Raw genomic sequence first — 18014 nt, forward strand, 5'->3', positions numbered from 1 at the left:
TTTTTCTTGTATTATCAATTACCTTATCTATTTAATCTACCCGAAGTATTTCCTTCTAAAATAGAGATTACATCGCTTTCATTTGCATAATTTACATCACCCAAATAAGTGTGTTTTATCGCACAAGCTGCGGCACCAAATTCCATTGCTTTATAATCATCAAACTTTTGTAAACCATGTATTAAACCTGCAGCAAAAGCATCACCGGTTCCTATTCTATCTACAACGTGTGTAATGTCTAAATCTTGTGTTTCTTTAAACTCAACACCGTTCCACATTCTTGCTCTAATTTTGTGCCAAGAAGAATTTATAGAAGTTCTAATTTTATCAAACACCTTTTCTATATTCGGAAATTTTTCGATTAATAACTTACTCGCTTCTGTAAATTCGTCGTTAGAATACCCAAAACTAGTTCCTAAAACTTCATTTATTTCATTTACGCCACCAATAAATATGGTAGAATATTGTAGCAAATCTGTTAAGACATCTTTGGCCTCTTCCCCATATTTCCACAAAGCACTTCTATATGTTGGGTCAGCAGAAATAATCATTCCTTTTTCTTTCGCTAAAATTAAACCTTCTTTTAAAGTTTCTTTAGCTCCTTTGCATAAAGCCGGCGTTATACCTGTCCAATGAAACCATTTACCTTGTTCTAAAGATTTTTCCCAGTTTACCATTTCTGGTGAAATTTCAGAAAAAGAAGAATGCGATCTGTTATAAGATATTTTACTTGGTCTCATAACTGCACCAACTTCTAAAAAGTAAACCCCTAAAGGTCTGCCAGATCTAACAATTGCAGAGGTGTCTAAATCGAATTTATTTAAGTAAGAAATAGCTGTATCGCCAATAAAATCATTAGAAATACAACTTATGTGTTTTACATCTCCGCCAAAATTTGCTATCGAAATACCAACATTTACTTCTGTACCTCCAAAATAAAATTCTACATTATTAGCTTGAATAAATTTTTTATTTCCTAAAGGAGAAATTCTCATTAAAACCTCACCAAACGTAATTATCTTATTCATAATAAATTCTTTTACAAAGCAAATATACTTCATAAAAAACAACTATAAATGTATTTTTTATTTAAAGATTATCTAATTTTTATAAAGATGTAATAAAATTAATTGTTTTTGTATTGAAAGTTTCTGGTTGGTCTACATTTACCACATGCCCGCAATTTTCTATGACATAAAGCGAAGAACTTACATGTTTAGAAACAATGTTTTTTATAGAAGGTAAAAACAAATGATCTTCTGACCCCATTACATAAAGTGTAGGGATTTTAATTTCTTTAGCTCTAAAAAAGCGTAACAAAGGGTTAATTTCTGATGTTAATTTAAACCAACGTAAAAACTCTTTTTGATACAATTTTTTAGCTTCATTAACAAAAAGCAATCTCGATTTCTTATGATTCTTTTTTGGCATTATAATAAATGCAAACAACTTATAAAGAAGCATGTAAGGCACTACAGATTTAAAAATATTACCAACTTTCATTAGCACTTGCGAGCGAAAATTCATTTTAATAATAGCACCACCCATTATCATACTTTTTACCAAAGATGGTCTTTTTTCTGCAAGGTTTCTTATTAAAATTGTACCTAAAGAAATTCCTACAAAGTGCGATTTTTTTATCTTAAGAAAATCGATTACCTCTTCGATGTCTGCAGTTATAGAATCGAAAGTATATTTTGCTTTAAACGTATCTTTTAATTTTGGTTTGCTATTGCCATGACCACGTAAGTCTAAAATTAAAACATTAAAATGCTTTTTAAAATCTCTAATTTGTTTGTACCAAATAGAGCTACTTCCTCCTGCGCCGTGCACAAAAGTTACCCATTCTTTAGAATTTTTATGAGGATATAAATAGTAGTTTAACAATCTAAAATCGATTTGAAATGCTAAATTAAAGCATTTTATAAAATTAAATAGCAAGTTTGGTACTTTTTAACGATTAAAATTGGTAAAATAAAAAAGTCCAAATTATCTTTGCAGTAAATAATTTTCTTCTGAAAAAGACATTTTCCATATTATTATTTATCGCTTTTGCTTTTAGGCCAGCATATCACCTTGCATATATTGGTTATTTTGAGCTGAATATAGATTATATAATAGAAAAATATTGTGTTAATAAAGATGCACCAGAATTACAATGTAATGGTAAATGTCATTTAGCAAAAAAGATAGCACCACAAGTTAATTTAGAGAAAGATAATGTTGCTGGCTTACAAATTGTATCAGAGGCATTTTTTCCTGTTTATCATCAAGAAACAGAAAACTTTACAGCCAAATATTTAGATTTATATCAAAACAAACTTCCTTCGAAAAAAAATTCTTTACATACGTTTTTACTTATTAAAAACTTAGAGCAACCGCCAGATTTATATTTATAAATACTTGTTTTTGTGTCAATAACTTTTGATACATCTTTTTTAACGTTTACTTAAAAAGCACAAAGCTGTGTTTTCTAAGTAAAATATTCACACAAATTATTTTAAAAATATCTTCCTTAAATTTCTAAGGAAGAAGAAACATCTATTATAAATGAAAATTTCAAAATATATTGCTGCATTCTTATTTGTAGCAACTTTAGCAGCATGCTCGTCTTCAGAAGAAGTTTTAACTGGCGAAGGAAACGTAACATTAGAGTTTGATAATGCATACAACAGTTCTGATTTACTTTTAGAAACCACTCCTTATTCTGCAAATGATACCGAAAAAATTAAGATTAACAAGGTTAAATATATTGTTAGCAACATTCGCTTAGAAACTGCAACCGGAACCATTTTTACTTATCCAAAAAACGAGTCTTATTTTATTGTTGATGAAAACACAAATTCATCTCAATTTATAACATTAAAAAATGTACCAGAAGATGATTATACAAAAGTTACTTTTGGTATTGGTGTCGATCAAGAAAAGTATTTAGAAGGTGCAACAGGGCAAGGAGATTTCTTAGCAAAAGCACAAGAAGCTGGCATGATGTGGAGCTGGCAAGCAGGCTATAAGTTTATGGTTTTCGAAGGAACTTACACATCAGAAAACACAACTACAGAAACTGCATTTGCTTTTCATATGGGAAGCCATGGAACTGCGGTAGATAACTACAAGGAAGTTTCTTTAGATTTAACAAACTCTGCAAGAGTAAGAACAGACTTAACACCAGTAATACATGTTGTTTCTGATGTTTCTAACATTTTAGACGGTACCACAAAATTTTTGCTAGATGATGCTGCGCAAATACACGTAGACGGTGTTAAATCGCCACAAATAGCAACAAATGTAAGTGCTATGTTTGTTATAGATCATGTTCATAATTAAATCAATAAAACCGTTGTTAAGTAAAATTCTTAACAACGGTTTTCTATCAATTATGAAAAAATTTATACTATTATGTTTAGGTTTTATTACACTTTTTTCTTGTGCAAAAAACGAAGAAGAATATGTGCTAATTCCTAAAAAAGTTGAATTAAAAATCCCAAGTAATTTTCCGGGATTATTGTACGATTTAAGTCAAAACCCACTTACCGAAGAAGGTATCTCTCTTGGTAAAAAATTGTTTTATGAAGGACGATTGGCTTCCGACGGAGTAATTTCTTGCGGATTTTGTCACGAACAAGCTTCTGCTTTTACACATCATGGCCACACAGTTAGTCATGGCGTAGATGGTAAAGTTGGTTTTAGAAATGCACAACCCATTCAAAATTTAGCTTTTTTTAGCGAGTTTACTTGGGATGGCGCCGCAATTCATTTAGATCTACAACCAATTATACCAATTACTAGTGATGTAGAAATGAATGAAACCATACCATCTGTGCTTTCTAAATTGAACTCTTATCAAGAATATGAGGTTCTTTTTACAAATGCTTTTGGTGATAGAGAAGCTACATCAGAACGCATGTTAAAAGCTTTATCGCAATTTATGGTAACTATGATTTCTGGAGATTCTAAATACGATAAAGTGATTAGAAACGAAGAAAACGCGACTTTTACAGAACTAGAAAATAAAGGTTTAGAAATTTTTAATAACAAATGTACAACTTGCCATTCTGGAGCCCTTTTTACAGACCAAAGTTATAGAAATAACGGACTGCCTACAAACTATAAATTCCCTGAGGAAGAAGGAAGAAAAAGAGTTTCTGGTCTAAAAGACGATTTTTACAAATTTAGAGTACCAAGCTTAAGAAATGTAGCAAAATCTTTTCCGTACATGCACGATGGACGATTTGGAGATTTAGAAGCAGTATTAGATTTTTATTCTGATGGAATGACACAAAATGGTGGCGTTGTAGACACTTTGCTAATAAAATCTAATGGTAATTTAGGTATCGATCTATCATCCGAAGAAAAAACAGCTTTACTTGCTTTTTTAAACACATTAACAGATAACACATTTTTAAATGATAAACGTTTTGCAGAATTTTAAGATAAAAAAAACAATAATACTGTTAACATTTGTATTAATTACGATTGCTAGTTTTGCTAATTCAGGCAAAGAAATATGCAGCAAACATAACAACCATTCTTTCGAATATTATTTCTGTGATTTATGCGGTTGCTCTACAAGTAGCGGTAGTTTTGGCTTGGGTACTTTAAACAATGCGAGCTTTGTAGGCGTAAGATATATTTATCAAAAATTTCAATCGAAAGATGGTATTTTTGATAATTCTCCAACAAGTACAGAAAACTTTCATACGTATCAATTATGGGGAAGGTTGCCAATAAATGAAAATTTATATGTGAGTGCAATTTTACCATATCAAGATTTAAATAGAGAATATACAGATAGAAACGAAAGTATAAACGGCTTTGGAGACGCAACAATAATGAGTTGGTACAAGTTTAAATTTTATAAAAAAGTAGATGAAGAAAAGTCTAAGTTATACACAAATGTTACCCGAGAACCTTCTGGACATTCTTTGGAAATTGGTTTAGGAGCCAAATTACCAACAGGTAAATTTGAACAAGTTTTAACCGATAGAGTAAATCCTGGTTTTCAATTAGGAACTGGTAGTTTAGATGGTATTTTAGGACTTGCACACAGTTATGGTGCAAATAAATTTGGTGTAAATACTAGTTTAACTTACTATTTTAAAAACGAGAACAAAAACGAATACAAGTTCGGAAACCAGTTTAGTTACGCTTCTAACTTTTTTTATGCTATTTCTAAAGAAAAATATATGTTATTGCCTTTTATAGGCTTTTCTGGTAATATTTATAATAAAATAAAACAGTATAAAGAAGAAGTACCAAATACAGATGGTAACGTTTTTAACGGAACTTTGGGTGCAGAAATAACTACTAAAGATTTTATTTTTGGTGCCAATTATACGCTTCCAATTTCACATAATTTATTTGGTGGTAACGTTACCCCAAAACAAGCAGTTTCTATCTATTTAAACTTTAATTTAAATAACTAAAAAACAAAAAAAGGCGAACATTTCTGTTCGCCTTTTTAACTAATTGAATTAAAAAACTACTCTACTATTAATGTGTATTGTGGCGTTGGGTTTAAAGGACAGAAATAAACATATTCTCCTTTTTTAAGTGTCACTTTTTTAGAAGTTTCTTTGCTGTTATCCTTTACTTGTGCTGTTACATAAGCGTTTTTAATGTGTGCTTTTACATCTGCTTTTGGCGCTAAAACAAAACCTACATTGTGCCCTACGTTGTTGTTAGCTATTTCAAAAATATAAGTACCTTCAGATAACGTAATTTGTTTTTGTGTAAACTCTCCTTTTGTTTGTTCTAAAGAAACTGTTTTTACTTCTTGTGCATTTGTGTTAAATGCAAAACCTATTACTAATACTAAAATTGCGATTACTTTTTTCATGATTGTTGTTTATTAAAATTATTAAATTATTGTTTTACTATTTATAAAGCTTCTGCTAACGGAAAATCTACAGCTACATCTGTTGTTTTATGAAAATAATTTGTAATTGTAATTTCGCCAATTAAGATTATTGCATCTGCTAAATTTCCTTTTGTATACCCTTGTGCATATAAGTTTTCTACTGTTTCTGGTGTTGCAGCACCTCTGTTTTCTGCTGCACTTTTAGCAAAGTTTGCCAATGCATTTAATTTTGCATCAAAAGAAGCTTTACCTGCTCTTAATTCTAAAATTTGTGCTTCTGTAAAACCATTCATTTTACCAATTGCTGTGTGGGCAGATAAACAATAAATACATTCGTTTACTTGACTTACGGCTAAATTTATTACTTCTTTTTCTTTAGCAGAAAAGCTTGTTTTACCATTTCCTATTGCTAAAAAATTACCCAAAGCAGTTTCGCTATGTGCAAATGCCGCGTATAAGTTTGGTACAAAACCTAAACCTTTTTCTAATTGATTAAATATTGCTTGATTGTTTTCTGATACTTCGTTTTTTGTTGGAACATTATATGTACTCATAATTTCTATTTTTAGATGATTTGTAATTTTTTTAAATAATTTATTTGCATTCGCAAAGTTGCTGGTTTTGATTTTGCTCGTCGTAAGTTTGGTAACCCCAACAGTTTGGACATTGTGTGTTTTCTATTGATTTCATATGTTTAATTTTAGTTCTTATTGATTGACACTGCAAAGATATAACCAACATTAAGCTCTAAAATTGGACAAAAGTTCTTACTGTTTGGACTTTGAAATAAAGCCAACAAAAATGCACGCGTGAAGGATTGAGAAATTTGTTTGAGCTCTTTTAAAGTTTGATAAAACTTTAAAAAGCGAGTTTCGAAAGCCTGACCTGAAAGGGCACGCCCAAAAAAATAATCTTAGTAGTCTTTTTTAAACTGAAGTGGCGATTTTGAAATTGCCTTTGTAAAGAATCGGGTAAAATATGCTGGATCGTTAAAACCTAACTCGAATGCGATTTCTTTTACGGTTTTATCGGTGTAAATTAACAAGCGTTTTGCTTCTAACAAAATTCTGTTTTTTATAAATTCTGATGGAGAAGTTGTACCTGCTTTTTGAAAATGCTTTGTGATTGATTTTGGCGAAAGACCTAGTCTTTTAGCATAATCTGTTACAGAATGAAGTGTTTTGTAATTTTGCTCTACCAACAAACTAAAGTCTTTAAAAAGGCGTGTTTCGACATCTTCTTTAACAACATGGTTTTCTTTTTTTACACGAACAGCAGAAATAATAAATTGCTTTAAATAGGCTTGTAACATATCGTACTGCGCTGTTTCGTTTTGCTGAAACTCTTCGAGTAAGCTTGTTAATATAAAGTCTAATTTATCGGTGTCTTTTTTACATGGTTTTACAAACGGAGTTTCGTAAATATTGTTGAATAAAATTCCGTTACAGGCAACCTCTGCATCGTGGGTTTGTATGCAGTAAAAATCTTTTACAAAAGTAAGTTTGTATGCAGTTTTTATTTGTTCTGAATCTACCGTAAAAACCTGTCCTGGAGATAAGAAAAAAAGTACATTATCATCAAATTGATATTGTTTAAAATCGATATTATACGTTCCGCTACCTTCTTGAATCCAATAAATTGCATAAGCATTTTGTTGTACCGAATGATCGATTGTACAAGCTTTGTCAAACCGAACTGTGCTTACAGAAAATATATCTTTAAAAGTATGCTTTACAATATCTTGAACTGCCATAATGTGTTGGTCGTAGAAGTTTTAACAAACTTTCTATTTTGTGTTGTAAAATGTAACGTTTATACTTTACTTTAAAAACGCTTAAGCTTTGCCAAATTTCTTAACATTAAATATTACAAAAACCAAAATAGCAGGCAAAACCCAACCCAAACTGTGTTCTGCTAAAGGAATGATACTTTTAATACCTGTTAAGTTTTCTCGAGGAATTATAAAGCCTAAAAAATCTGGAATACTAAATATAAATGTTACCAAGATAACCGCTCTAAAAACTATTTTAGATGCATATTTTTCTGGCACAACATTTAATAAAATTAACATAATAGTTATAGGGTATAAAAACATTAATGCTGGCACAGCAACATCTATAATAAAACCTACATTATAGCTACCAACTATAATTCCAATTATAGAACATATTGCTGCTGTTGCTACATATGCTGCTTTAGAATTATTACAAATTCCTTTTATATAATCTGCGGTACCGGTAACTATACCAACCGCCGTTGTAAAACATGCCAAAGCTACCAAAACACTTAAAAAAGTGGTACCAAAGCTACCTAAAGTTTGTGTGCTTAAACCCGATAAAACATCTATTCTAGAGGCATTTTCTGCAAAAGAACTTGCAAATAATGCACCGCTTAAAATTAAACCTCCGTAGATTAATAACAATCCAATACCTGCTATTAACCCTGCTTTTCTTATCAACCTTTTTCTTTCACCAAAACTGTTATGATTACTGTAATCTAAAGAAATAATAATAACTGCACCAACAACTACACCTGCAATAGCATCAAAAGTTTGATATCCTTCTAAAACGCCATCAATAAAAGGGTTTTTAAATGAAGTAACTTCTAAAGTTCCTGAAGACACAAAAAAAGAAATACCAATAATTACAAATAAAATTATAACAATTATTGGTGTTAAAAATTTACCTATTAAACCAATTATTCTAGATCTATTTACAGAAAATAAAAACACTAAAACAAAGTAAATAATACTTGTTAGTATTGCTGGCGAATCGAAAAATGGCTGAATTGCCATTTCATGCGTTACGGCAGCTGTTCTTGGCGATGGTATTGCAATGGCAATAATGTATATTAAAAAACAAAAAAGTGTACTAAAAACTGGCGATACTTTTTTACCAAAATCATACAACGTTCCTTGTAATTTTGCATGTGCAAAAATTGCCAAAATAGGAATTATAATAGCTGTAGCTATAAAACCCAAAACAACAATCCACCAATCTTCACCAGCTTTTACACCTAAATTTGGTGGTAAAATTAAGTTTCCGGCTCCGAAAAAAAGCGAAAAAAGTGCAAACCCTGCAATCCAAATTTCTTTTGTTTTGTTCATGGTAAATATTGTCTTAGCGAGCGAAATATACATATTTTTGCGAGATGCAAGATTCTATTCAATTTAAAAAAGCAAACATTTCTTTTTCTGATACTGGTAAAGGAACTGCAATTGTTTTATTACACGGCTTCTTAGAAAATGCTAAAATGTGGAAAATCATTACTGATGAGTTATCTAAAAAAAACAGAATTATTACTATTGATTTACCAGGTCATGGTAATTCTGATTGCTTAGGTTATGTACATTCTATGGATTTGTTTGCAGATACAATTCATGCTGTTTTAAAACATTTAAGAATTAGAAAATACTTTATTATTGGTCATTCTTTAGGTGGTTATGTTGCTTTGGCAATGGCGAAAGAGAAAACAATAAATGTAAAGGGTATTTGTTTGATGAACTCTACAACTGCTGATGATTCTGAAGAACGAAAAAAATTAAGAATTAGAGCCAATAAAATGGTGCAACAAAATTTTGAAAACATGATAAAAATGTCTGTTTCTAATTTATTTCATCAAGAAAATACATTAAAATTTAAAGAGGAAATTAAACAAGTTAAAACCGAAGCGTTACAAACTTCTTTGCAAGGATATATTGCTGCAAACGAAGGAATGAAAAACAGACAAAATTCTTTAGAATTCTTAAAAGAAAGTACTTTTAAAAAGTTGATGATTATTGGTGAAAATGATCGGATTTTAAATGCTGATGCATTAATTAAAGAGGCTAAAAAAACGAATTCTGAATATGTGGTTTTACCTTCTGGACATATGAGTCATATAGAAAACACAACCGAATTAATTGCCGCTTTAAAAGACTTTGTAAGAATCTAATAACCTAATTTTTGATTATATTTGAAATTATGAATTATGATTCCATAATTAGTTTTTTAGCAGTTATAATAGTTATTTTATTTTTACTTTTTTCTGTTTTTTTACTTTCTGTAAAATCAGAAAAAAAATTAAGCAACCAACTTTTAGCAGCCTTTTTAATTGTTACAGCAATAGATATTAGTGCGTTTTTTTATCATCAATTTATAGAAATACCTTACACATTAGAAATATTAAGAAACAAAATTTCATTATTTAAAAATCCGTTTTTATTCTTATACATTTTATCGGTAATTTACTCAAACTTTAAGCTAAAGTGGAAACATTTAATCCATTTACTACCTTGGCTTCTTACTATTTTAGTGCTTTTACCTAACTTTTTTTTAGCTAATGAAACAGAAAAAGCTGCCTTTATAAATAATTATTCTAATAATACAGAAGTACAATTTCTTAGTTATTTTGGCGATGTATTATCAATTGCATATTTATCTGCAGAGATCTATTATATTTTACGTTATAGAAAACTGTTGCTAGAAAATTACACTGATAAGAATGCTTTTAAAAACTTTAATTGGTTAAAACAATTATCTATTTTACTATTTATAGGGCAAGTTTTAACGTTTATTAAAAGTTATATTCGAGTAAATTCTAATGACAATTCTATAGACATCATAATAACTATTGTTTTACTTTTCGGCGTCTTTTTTATCTGTTGGTTATTTTTAAAAGCGGTTAATTCTCCTAGATTATTTAAAGGAATAAATGTAGATTTAAAAACATCTAAAGAAATTAAAAACACAAGAGAAGAAGTTTCTATCAATCCTAAAATTGCTCTTTTAAAAGATTTTATGTTGGCAGAAAAACCTTATTTAAATCCGTCTTTAACAATTAGAGATTTGGCTGAATTGATAAAAATGAATTCGAGAGAATTGTCGGTTTTAATCAATCAACATTTAAACCAGCATTTTTTCGATTTTGTAAACGAATATAGAATTGAAGAAGCGAAAGAGGTTTTAAAAAATCCGAAGGAAAAAGAACTTACAGTCCTAGAAATTTTATATCAAGTTGGTTTTAATTCAAAATCTTCTTTTAATACTGCTTTTAAAAAACATACAGGTTTAACGCCTACACAATTTAGAAAAAACACTTAAAATCAAACACTTAACGTAAAGTCGAACGTTTTTAAAATAAAGTCGAACCAATTTCTTATCTAGAAATTAGTTCGACTTTGTGTTTTCGGTCGCACAAAATTGTTTTCAATCGCACATTTGTATCATTAAAAATAAATACCATGAAAACGACAAAAAAAACGTTACAAATTTTAATTGCATTATTTTTTACAGGAATCTTGACTGCACAAACTGTTACAGGTAAAGTAGCAGACAATTTAGATGTTATTCCGTTTGCAAACGTAATTTTAAAAGATAATCAGCAAAAAATAATAACTGGTGCAACCACAAAAAACGATGGAACTTTCGAGTTAAAAACAAACCAAGGAAATTATATTTTAGAAATTAGCTTTCTAGGATATAAAACGTTTTCAAAAACAATAAATATTAAAGGCAATCTTAACTTAGGAACACTAATATTAAGAGAAAATACAGAAGCTTTAGATGAAATTGTGGTAAAAACAGAAAAAAGGATTTTAGAAAGAAAAATAGACAGATTGGTTTTTAATGTTGAAAAAAGTATTGCTGCAACTGGTGGAAATGGTGTTGATGTTTTAAGGGTAACTCCTGGTGTACAATTGCAAAACAACACCTTATCTATCTTAGGTAAAGGTGCTACTCAGATACTAATTAACGGAAGGTTGTCTCCCTTGGCAGGCGATGAATTGGTGGCCTTTTTAAGCGGATTATCTGCTAGTGATATTATAAAAATTGAAGTAATTACAAATCCGCCAGCAAAATACGATGCTTCCGGTAATGGTGGTTTAATCAATATTATTTTAAAAAAAGGCACTCAAAATTCTTGGAAAAATGCAACATCCATTTCTTACAATCAAAACAAATATAATTTTACAACAATCACTAATAATTTTTTCTACAACAAAAACAAGGTTTCATTATCAGCAAGTATCAATGCAAACAAAGGTAATTTTGAAAATTTAGAAGGGATAGTTATAGAATACCCAAACAATCTTTGGGATATTGATATTGCTGGAAAACAACAAACAAATCAACTTTCTGGACGCTTTTTATTGGATTATACCTTATCTGATAAGACAACTTTAGGCGTACAATATTTAGGAAATACAACAGAACCAAATATAGATGCTGTGACTACTTCTAATATTTTTGATACTAATAATAATTTAGAAAAAAGTTTAAAAAATGTAGCGCAAAATGATGTAGATAACAATAATCATTCTGTTAATTTTCATTTGATTTCAAAACTAGACACTTTAGGCAAGCAACTTTCTTTTGATGCAGATTATTTTACATTTACTTCGGATAGAAATCTAGATTTTACCACAGAACAGTTTGATGTTAGCGATAATTCTAATGGTATAAGTTCATCAGCTTTAAACATTTCTAATCAAAAAATAGACAATTTTAGTTCTCAATTAGATATAGATTTACCACTTAAAAAAATAAATCTTTCTTACGGATTTAAAGCAAGTTTTACCAATACAAATAGTGGTATTTTATTTTTCGACACACTTTCTGGATCGCCCGTTTTAGACTCAAACCAATCTACCAATTTTAAATATAAAGAAAATGTTTTAGCTACTTATTTTTCTGGAAACACAAAACTAAATGATAAACTTACCCTACAATTTGGGCTGCGTTTTGAAGACACAAAAACAACAGGTATTAGCGCAGATATGAATCAGGAAAACAAAAACAATTACAGTAAGTTTTTTCCAACCTTATTTTTATCGTATGCTAAAAACGACAACAATAATTTCAACTTTTCTTACGGAAAAAGGATAAACAGACCCAATTTTAGAGATTTAAATCCGTTTCGTTTTTACATTAATGACAATAGTTACAGTGTTGGTAATCCGTTTTTACAACCTTCTTTTTCAGATAATTTTGAAATTTCTCACTTATACAAAAACAAATGGAATACAGGTTTTTCTGTAAATATTACTACAGATGGTTTTGGAGTGTTTTTTAACACAGACATTTCCAATCAAGATCAAATTGTAACAAGAGAAAATTATTTTAAAAAGTACACGTATCAGTTACAAGAAAGTTTTTCTTTTAGCCCTATTTCTTGGTGGAAAACCCAAAATGATGTTAGATTTTTGGCACACATTACAGTATTAACCAAAAATATTGATGCTGATGTAAATGATGGAATTCAATTTTATGCTGCGTCTAACCATACTTTTTCATTGAGTAAAAACACAAAATTACAAGCCAATGCTTGGTATAGTTCTTTTCATAATGATGGTTTGTTTAGTCTTGGGCAGCAGTTTCATTTATCACTTGGGCTACAACACAGCTTTAAAAACAACATTAAATTATCTATGTTATTTAATGATGTTTTAAACACAGGTAGTTTAAGAGATTACAATTCTACTGTAAATAATATCGATCAAAGTTACCGTCAAAATGCGAGTTCTAGAAATTTTAGAATCTCTCTTTCGTATAACTTCGGCAACAAGAAAATAAACGTAAAAAACAGAATTTTTAGTAATAATGATGAGCAAAGAAGAAGTAATTAAAACAAAAAAGGCGCAAATTTAAAATTTGCGCCTTTTTTGTTTATAAAATATTTTTATTCTCCTTTTAAAGGATTCCAGCCTTGGGCTTTTAATTCAATTTCTTGATTTGCTCTTGTTACAAGATTTAAACCTTGATTTTCTGCAATGATATGACCAACAATAGAAAAATTAGGATTTCCTTTTATCTTATCAAAATCTGCAATTGGTACTGTAAAAAGCAGCTCATAATCTTCACCTCCACTTAAAGCAACCATTGTAGAATCTAGTTCAAATTCTTCGCAAGCAGAAATAACTTGAGGATCTAAAGGTAACTTGTCTTCATAAATCTTACATCCAACTTTAGACTGTGAACAAATGTGCATAATTTCAGATGAAAGTCCATCAGAAATATCGATCATAGCAGTAGGTTTTACCTCTAATTCTTTTAAGATACTAGCAACATCTTTACGTGCTTCTGGTTTTAATTGTCTTTCAATTAAATAAGTATAATTATCTAAATCTGGTTGATTATTTGGATCTACTTTAAAAACCTGTTTTTCTCTTTCTAAAACTTGCAAACCTAAATATGCAGCACCTAAATCGCCAGAAACTACTATTAAATCGGTTTCTTTTGCGCCATTTCTATACACAACTTCTTCTTTTGTTGCTTTACCAATTGCTGTTACAGAAATTAAAATTCCTTTGGTAGAAGATGTAGTGTCGCCACCAATTAAATCTACTTTATAAGTATCACATGCAAGCTGAATACCTGCATACAACTCTTCTATTGCCTCTAAAGGAAAACGGTTAGAAACTGCGATAGAAACTGTTACTTGCTCTGCAACACCATTCATTGCATACACATCAGATAAATTAACCATAATTGCCTTATAACCTAAGTGTTTAAGAGGCATATAACTTAAATCGAAATGCACACCTTCTATCAACAAATCTGTAGTAACTAAAGTTTGTTTTTCTGATGCATCTAAAACAGCAGCATCGTCTCCGATTGCTTTTACTGTTGTGGCATTTTCTACTTTAAAATATTTTGTAATATGGTTTATTAAACCAAACTCACCAAGTTCGGCTAATGATGTTTTTTGGGTATTTTTATCTTCTAACATGCTGCAAAGATACTTACATTCTTAAAAATTACAGAGTTCCTTTAACAGAGAAGTAAAAATAAAAGCACTATTTTTGATTTTATACTTTTTATGTACTAAAAAATAATAATTACGTTATACTAATTAAAGCAGGTTTTTACTTGATAAATATTTAAAAATGATAAAAAAAACTTTTTTCATATTCGTTTTAATTATAGTTAGTTGTTCTAAAAAAGAGGTTGTAAATCAAGTTAAACAAACCATTATAAATCCTATTGCAAAATGTGAAGACGGTTTTGCGGGCGAGTTTCCTTGCAACGATTACGATTTACTTACACACATTACTTTAGATGAAATTGCAGGCGAAAACACACAAGGTAACGACTCTTGGGGTTGGGTAGATCCTGTAACAAACAACGAATATGCTATTGTTTGTACAAATAAAGGAACTTCGTTTATAGATATTACCAATCCGGCAGATGCAAAAATTATTGGTTTTTTAAAAACTAGGACAGAAAACAGTCTTTGGCGAGATGTAAAAGTTTATAACGATTTTGCATTTATTGTTAGTGAAGCAGACAATCACGGAATGCAAATTTTTAACCTAAATAACCTAAGAGGTTTGGTTAACATTCCGGTAGAATTTACAGCAGATAGAGATTTTACTTCTTTTGGTAGCGCACATAATATTGTTATTAATGAAGATACTGGTTATGCATATCCTGTTGGTACTTCTAGAAGTGCAACGTATAAAGGAGGTCCTTTGTTTATCAATATTAACAATCCTTTTAAGCCAGTAAACGAAGGTGGTTTCGAAGATTATGCTCACGATGCGCAAGCCGTAACCTATAACGGCCCAGATTCTGATTATTCTGGAAGAGAAATATTAATAGGAAGTAACGAAACTGAAGTTGTAATTGCAGATGTTACAGACAAACAAAATCCTGTTAAAATATCTTCTATTAGTTATTCTAATATTGGGTACACACATCAAGGTTGGTTTACAAAAGACTTTAAATATTTTATTTTAGGAGACGAACTAGATGAAAGAGACAAAGGCTTAAACACAAGAACTATTGTTTTCGATTTTACAGATTTAGACAACCCAAAGCATCATTTCGATTATTCTGGTCCAACAGCTGCTATAGATCACAACGGTTATGTAAAAGACAATTTATTCTTTCAAGCAAGTTATACCGCAGGTGTTAGAATAATAGATATTTCTAATATCGATGCAAAAAGCTTTACAGAAGTCGGTTTTTTTGATACCTATCCAGAAAACGACAATACTGCATTTAATGGAGCCTGGAACGTGTATCCGTATTTACCATCTGGCAACATCATTATTAGCGATATTAACAGAGGTTTATTTGTTATCAGAAAAAGTAAAACTTAAATGAAAAAAATCTGTCTATTATATTGCTTTTTACTTCTTTTAAATTGCTCTGAAAAAGACGGACTGTTTATAAACGATAATATTGTTGTAAACAACACAAGCATTACCACAATTGGCGGTACAAATAACGACGCTTTTACCACTGTAGAAAAAACAGCTGATGGTGGTTTTATTGCCGCAGGTTATACGCAAAGTAATAATCTAGATATTGCAGATAAATCTAACACTTCATTCGATTTTTTTATCTCTAAATTTTCTTCGGATAATCAACTAGAATGGCAAAAAACATTTGGTGGTTCTGATGATGATAGAGCTGCCGATATTATAGAAACAAAAAACGGAGAATTTGCTATTCTAGGTTATTCTAAAAGTAACGATTTAGATATTTCTGCAAATGCTGGTTCTCAAGATTTTTGGTTTATAAAACTATCAAGTTCTGGCAATCTAATATCAGAAAAAAGCTTTGGATATTTAGGTTTAGATTACGGCACAACTCTGTTAGAAACAAAAGATAACGGCTTCTTAATTACTGGTGTTTTAGACGTTACAGCGTCTAACGGACAAGGAAATGCAAAATCCACCGCTGTAAAGCATGCTGGCGGAGATTATTGGGCAATTAAAACAGATAATTCTGGTAATTTACTTTGGAGCAAATATTTTGGTGGTAGCTTTACAGATACTCCGTTAGGAGTTGTCGAAACCGATGCTAATAATTTTATAATTGTGGGCTCTAGCGATAGCAACGATTTTAATATTTCTGATAACAAAGGAACTTATGATTTTTGGGTTGTTAAAATATCTAATTCTGGCAATCTTATTTGGGAAAAAAGTTTTGGAGGCTCAGAAATCGATGAAGCAAGAGCAATCACTGCAACCAATGATGGCAATTTTTTAATTGTTGGAGACACTAGAAGTAACGACAAAAATGTTTCTACAAATAACGGTGCAGCAGATATTTGGGTTCTTAAAATTTCTACAGATGGTAATCTTATTTGGGAAAAAACAATTGGCGCATCAAATTTTGATGTAGCAAGAGCAATTACCAAAACCAAAGACAACGGTTTTTTAATTGCAGGAAGCTCTAGAAGTTTAGACAACGGTTTTGAAAATAAAGGGCAAAATGATGCGTTAATTATAAAAATAAACAATAACGGCGAATTACTTTGGCAACAAACCTTTGGCGGTTCTAAAATCGATTTTTTATATGATATTACAGTATTAAATAATGCTAGTATTATTGCTGTTGGCGAGTCGAATAGTTTTGATAAAGACATACCAGAAAACAAAGGTTTTACAGACGCACTAATAATTAAATTATGATAAAAAGAATTACTTATTTAGTACTAGTTTCTGTACTATTTTTAACAGGTTGTAAAGACGAAAAAGATTGTTGTGTTTTTCCTGAAGAGATAACAACAACCCTAAACTTTACGCACAACTGGAACGGTAGAGAAATTACAAATCAAGAATTAAACGAACTTAAATTTACTACAGAAAACGGAGAAAAAATAAGTATCGAAAGGCTGCGTTATTTAATTTCAAATCTAAGTTTAGTTGGTGGCGATAATCAGTTTTTAATAGACTTCGGCGAAAATTCTGGCACAAATATTTCTTTAACAGATATTTCACCTGGTACTTACAATCTTAAATTTACATTTGGCTTAAAAGACATAGACAATAAAGATGGTGAATATCAACTATTAAATTCTGTAAACTTTAATGTTCCGGCAATGCTTGGTGGTGGTTATCATTACATGCAATTTGATGGTAAATTTTTAACTAATAATGATGAAGAAACTGGTTTTAATTTTCATGCAATAAGAGCTGTTGACAGAACAAACCCAAACGATTTAAAATTTGAAGACACTTCTTTTGAAGTAGATTTGGGCACTGTAGAAATTGTAAAAAACACTACTATAGAAATTAAAATGGATGTTTCAGAATGGTTTAAAAACCCAAATACATGGAATTTAAATGAACTACACACCGTTTTAATGCCAAATTTTGAAGCTCAAAAAATGATAAGCGAAAATGGTAAATCTGTGTTTACCTTAGGCAAAATAAATTAAC

16 protein-coding genes are annotated in these 18014 nt (G+C 30.1%); 9 read left to right on the top strand and 7 right to left on the bottom strand.

Translation table 11 applies throughout. From position 1 onward, the window contains the following. Window positions 1-23: 23 nt before the first annotated feature. Together B5464_RS06660 and B5464_RS06665 are read right to left on the bottom strand one after the other, a co-directional pair. The gene (locus B5464_RS06660; protein WP_079737730.1) at window positions 24-1028 is read right to left on the bottom strand and encodes a sugar kinase; all 1005 of its coding nucleotides are present in this window, start codon (window positions 1026-1028) and stop codon (window positions 24-26) included. 79 nt (window positions 1029-1107) lie between these two features. Beyond that, the gene (locus tag B5464_RS06665; protein ID WP_079737731.1) at window positions 1108-1887 is read right to left on the bottom strand and encodes an alpha/beta fold hydrolase; all 780 of its coding nucleotides are present in this window, start codon (window positions 1885-1887) and stop codon (window positions 1108-1110) included. A gap of 663 nt (window positions 1888-2550) precedes the next feature. Here B5464_RS06665 and B5464_RS06670 point away from each other — a divergent pair. Genes B5464_RS06670 through B5464_RS06680 form a run of 3 tightly spaced genes read left to right on the top strand, consistent with a single transcriptional unit; the run spans window position 2551 to window position 5426 of the window. Next, window positions 2551-3327: an MbnP family protein gene (locus B5464_RS06670; protein ID WP_079737732.1), complete on the top strand. Its 777-nt coding sequence runs from the start codon at window positions 2551-2553 to the stop codon at window positions 3325-3327. Window positions 3328-3379: 52 nt separating this feature from the next. After that, a complete protein-coding gene (locus B5464_RS06675; protein ID WP_079738990.1) occupies window positions 3380-4432 on the top strand; it encodes a cytochrome-c peroxidase in 1053 nt (350 codons plus the stop codon). Further along, window positions 4407-5426 (top strand): hypothetical protein, encoded by a 1020-nt coding sequence (locus B5464_RS06680; protein WP_079737733.1) that lies wholly within the window; start codon window positions 4407-4409, stop codon window positions 5424-5426. The genes B5464_RS06675 and B5464_RS06680 overlap by 26 nt, the downstream gene beginning before the upstream one ends. 56 nt (window positions 5427-5482) lie before the next feature. On the opposite strand, the gene B5464_RS06685 is transcribed toward B5464_RS06680, so the two are convergent. The 4 genes from B5464_RS06685 to brnQ form a co-directional block, all read right to left on the bottom strand. Next, the gene (locus tag B5464_RS06685) at window positions 5483-5839 is read right to left on the bottom strand and encodes a cupredoxin domain-containing protein (protein ID WP_079737734.1); all 357 of its coding nucleotides are present in this window, start codon (window positions 5837-5839) and stop codon (window positions 5483-5485) included. 41 nt (window positions 5840-5880) lie between these two features. Then, entirely contained in the window at window positions 5881-6414 is a 534-nt protein-coding gene (locus B5464_RS06690) for a carboxymuconolactone decarboxylase family protein (RefSeq protein ID WP_079737735.1), read from the bottom strand. Between the two features lie 359 nt (window positions 6415-6773). Further along, window positions 6774-7613 (bottom strand): helix-turn-helix domain-containing protein, encoded by an 840-nt coding sequence (locus B5464_RS06695; RefSeq protein WP_079737736.1) that lies wholly within the window; start codon window positions 7611-7613, stop codon window positions 6774-6776. 81 nt (window positions 7614-7694) lie between these two features. Further along, window positions 7695-8966 (bottom strand): branched-chain amino acid transport system II carrier protein, encoded by a 1272-nt coding sequence (gene brnQ, locus B5464_RS06700; RefSeq protein ID WP_079737737.1) that lies wholly within the window; start codon window positions 8964-8966, stop codon window positions 7695-7697. Between the two features lie 44 nt (window positions 8967-9010). Between brnQ and B5464_RS06705 the strand changes: the two genes are divergently transcribed. The 3 genes from B5464_RS06705 (at window position 9011) to B5464_RS06715 (ending at window position 13466) form a co-directional block, all read left to right on the top strand. Then, on the top strand, window positions 9011-9793 hold the full coding sequence (locus B5464_RS06705) for an alpha/beta fold hydrolase (RefSeq protein WP_079737738.1): 783 nt from the start codon (window positions 9011-9013) through the stop codon (window positions 9791-9793). A 29-nt stretch (window positions 9794-9822) separates the two neighbouring features. Further along, window positions 9823-10941: an AraC family transcriptional regulator gene (locus B5464_RS06710; protein ID WP_079737739.1), complete on the top strand. Its 1119-nt coding sequence runs from the start codon at window positions 9823-9825 to the stop codon at window positions 10939-10941. Between the two features lie 140 nt (window positions 10942-11081). Continuing rightward, entirely contained in the window at window positions 11082-13466 is a 2385-nt protein-coding gene (locus tag B5464_RS06715) for a TonB-dependent receptor (protein ID WP_079737740.1), read from the top strand. A 53-nt stretch (window positions 13467-13519) separates the two neighbouring features. On the opposite strand, the gene thiL is transcribed toward B5464_RS06715, so the two are convergent. After that, window positions 13520-14569: a thiamine-phosphate kinase gene (gene thiL / locus B5464_RS06720; RefSeq protein WP_079737741.1), complete on the bottom strand. Its 1050-nt coding sequence runs from the start codon at window positions 14567-14569 to the stop codon at window positions 13520-13522. Between the two features lie 157 nt (window positions 14570-14726). Between thiL and B5464_RS06725 the strand changes: the two genes are divergently transcribed. Genes B5464_RS06725 through B5464_RS06735 form a run of 3 tightly spaced genes read left to right on the top strand, consistent with a single transcriptional unit; the run spans window position 14727 to window position 18013 of the window. After that, window positions 14727-15944: a choice-of-anchor B family protein gene (locus tag B5464_RS06725; protein ID WP_079737742.1), complete on the top strand. Its 1218-nt coding sequence runs from the start codon at window positions 14727-14729 to the stop codon at window positions 15942-15944. Further along, window positions 15945-17264 (top strand): hypothetical protein, encoded by a 1320-nt coding sequence (locus B5464_RS06730; protein WP_079737743.1) that lies wholly within the window; start codon window positions 15945-15947, stop codon window positions 17262-17264. Continuing rightward, window positions 17261-18013 carry an MbnP family protein gene (locus tag B5464_RS06735; RefSeq protein WP_231963666.1) on the top strand — a complete coding sequence of 251 codons (753 nt, stop codon included), beginning with the start codon at window positions 17261-17263 and terminating at the stop codon, window positions 18011-18013. The genes B5464_RS06730 and B5464_RS06735 overlap by 4 nt, the downstream gene beginning before the upstream one ends. The last annotated feature ends 1 nt before the right edge of the window (window position 18014 follow it).

It is taken from the genome of Polaribacter sp. KT 15 (assembly GCF_900143115.1).
GTDB classification, from domain to species: Bacteria; Bacteroidota; Bacteroidia; order Flavobacteriales; family Flavobacteriaceae; genus Polaribacter; species Polaribacter marinaquae.

Excerpts from the sequence above, each read along its gene's own strand:
- B5464_RS06660 (WP_079737730.1), bottom strand. The coding sequence starts at position 1,028 with ATGAATAAGATAATTACGTTTGGTGAGGTTTTAATGAGAATTTCTCCT.
- B5464_RS06670 (WP_079737732.1), top strand. The coding sequence starts at position 2,551 with ATGAAAATTTCAAAATATATTGCTGCATTCTTATTTGTAGCAACTTTA.
- B5464_RS06675 (WP_079738990.1), top strand. The coding sequence starts at position 3,380 with ATGAAAAAATTTATACTATTATGTTTAGGTTTTATTACACTTTTTTCT.
- B5464_RS06680 (WP_079737733.1), top strand. The coding sequence starts at position 4,407 with ATGATAAACGTTTTGCAGAATTTTAAGATAAAAAAAACAATAATACTG.
- B5464_RS06685 (WP_079737734.1), bottom strand. The coding sequence starts at position 5,839 with ATGAAAAAAGTAATCGCAATTTTAGTATTAGTAATAGGTTTTGCATTT.
- B5464_RS06690 (WP_079737735.1), bottom strand. The coding sequence starts at position 6,414 with ATGAGTACATATAATGTTCCAACAAAAAACGAAGTATCAGAAAACAAT.
- B5464_RS06695 (WP_079737736.1), bottom strand. The coding sequence starts at position 7,613 with ATGGCAGTTCAAGATATTGTAAAGCATACTTTTAAAGATATATTTTCT.
- brnQ (WP_079737737.1), bottom strand. The coding sequence starts at position 8,966 with ATGAACAAAACAAAAGAAATTTGGATTGCAGGGTTTGCACTTTTTTCG.
- B5464_RS06705 (WP_079737738.1), top strand. The coding sequence starts at position 9,011 with ATGCAAGATTCTATTCAATTTAAAAAAGCAAACATTTCTTTTTCTGAT.
- B5464_RS06710 (WP_079737739.1), top strand. The coding sequence starts at position 9,823 with ATGAATTATGATTCCATAATTAGTTTTTTAGCAGTTATAATAGTTATT.
- B5464_RS06715 (WP_079737740.1), top strand. The coding sequence starts at position 11,082 with ATGAAAACGACAAAAAAAACGTTACAAATTTTAATTGCATTATTTTTT.
- thiL (WP_079737741.1), bottom strand. The coding sequence starts at position 14,569 with ATGTTAGAAGATAAAAATACCCAAAAAACATCATTAGCCGAACTTGGT.
- B5464_RS06725 (WP_079737742.1), top strand. The coding sequence starts at position 14,727 with ATGATAAAAAAAACTTTTTTCATATTCGTTTTAATTATAGTTAGTTGT.
- B5464_RS06730 (WP_079737743.1), top strand. The coding sequence starts at position 15,945 with ATGAAAAAAATCTGTCTATTATATTGCTTTTTACTTCTTTTAAATTGC.
- B5464_RS06735 (WP_231963666.1), top strand. The coding sequence starts at position 17,261 with ATGATAAAAAGAATTACTTATTTAGTACTAGTTTCTGTACTATTTTTA.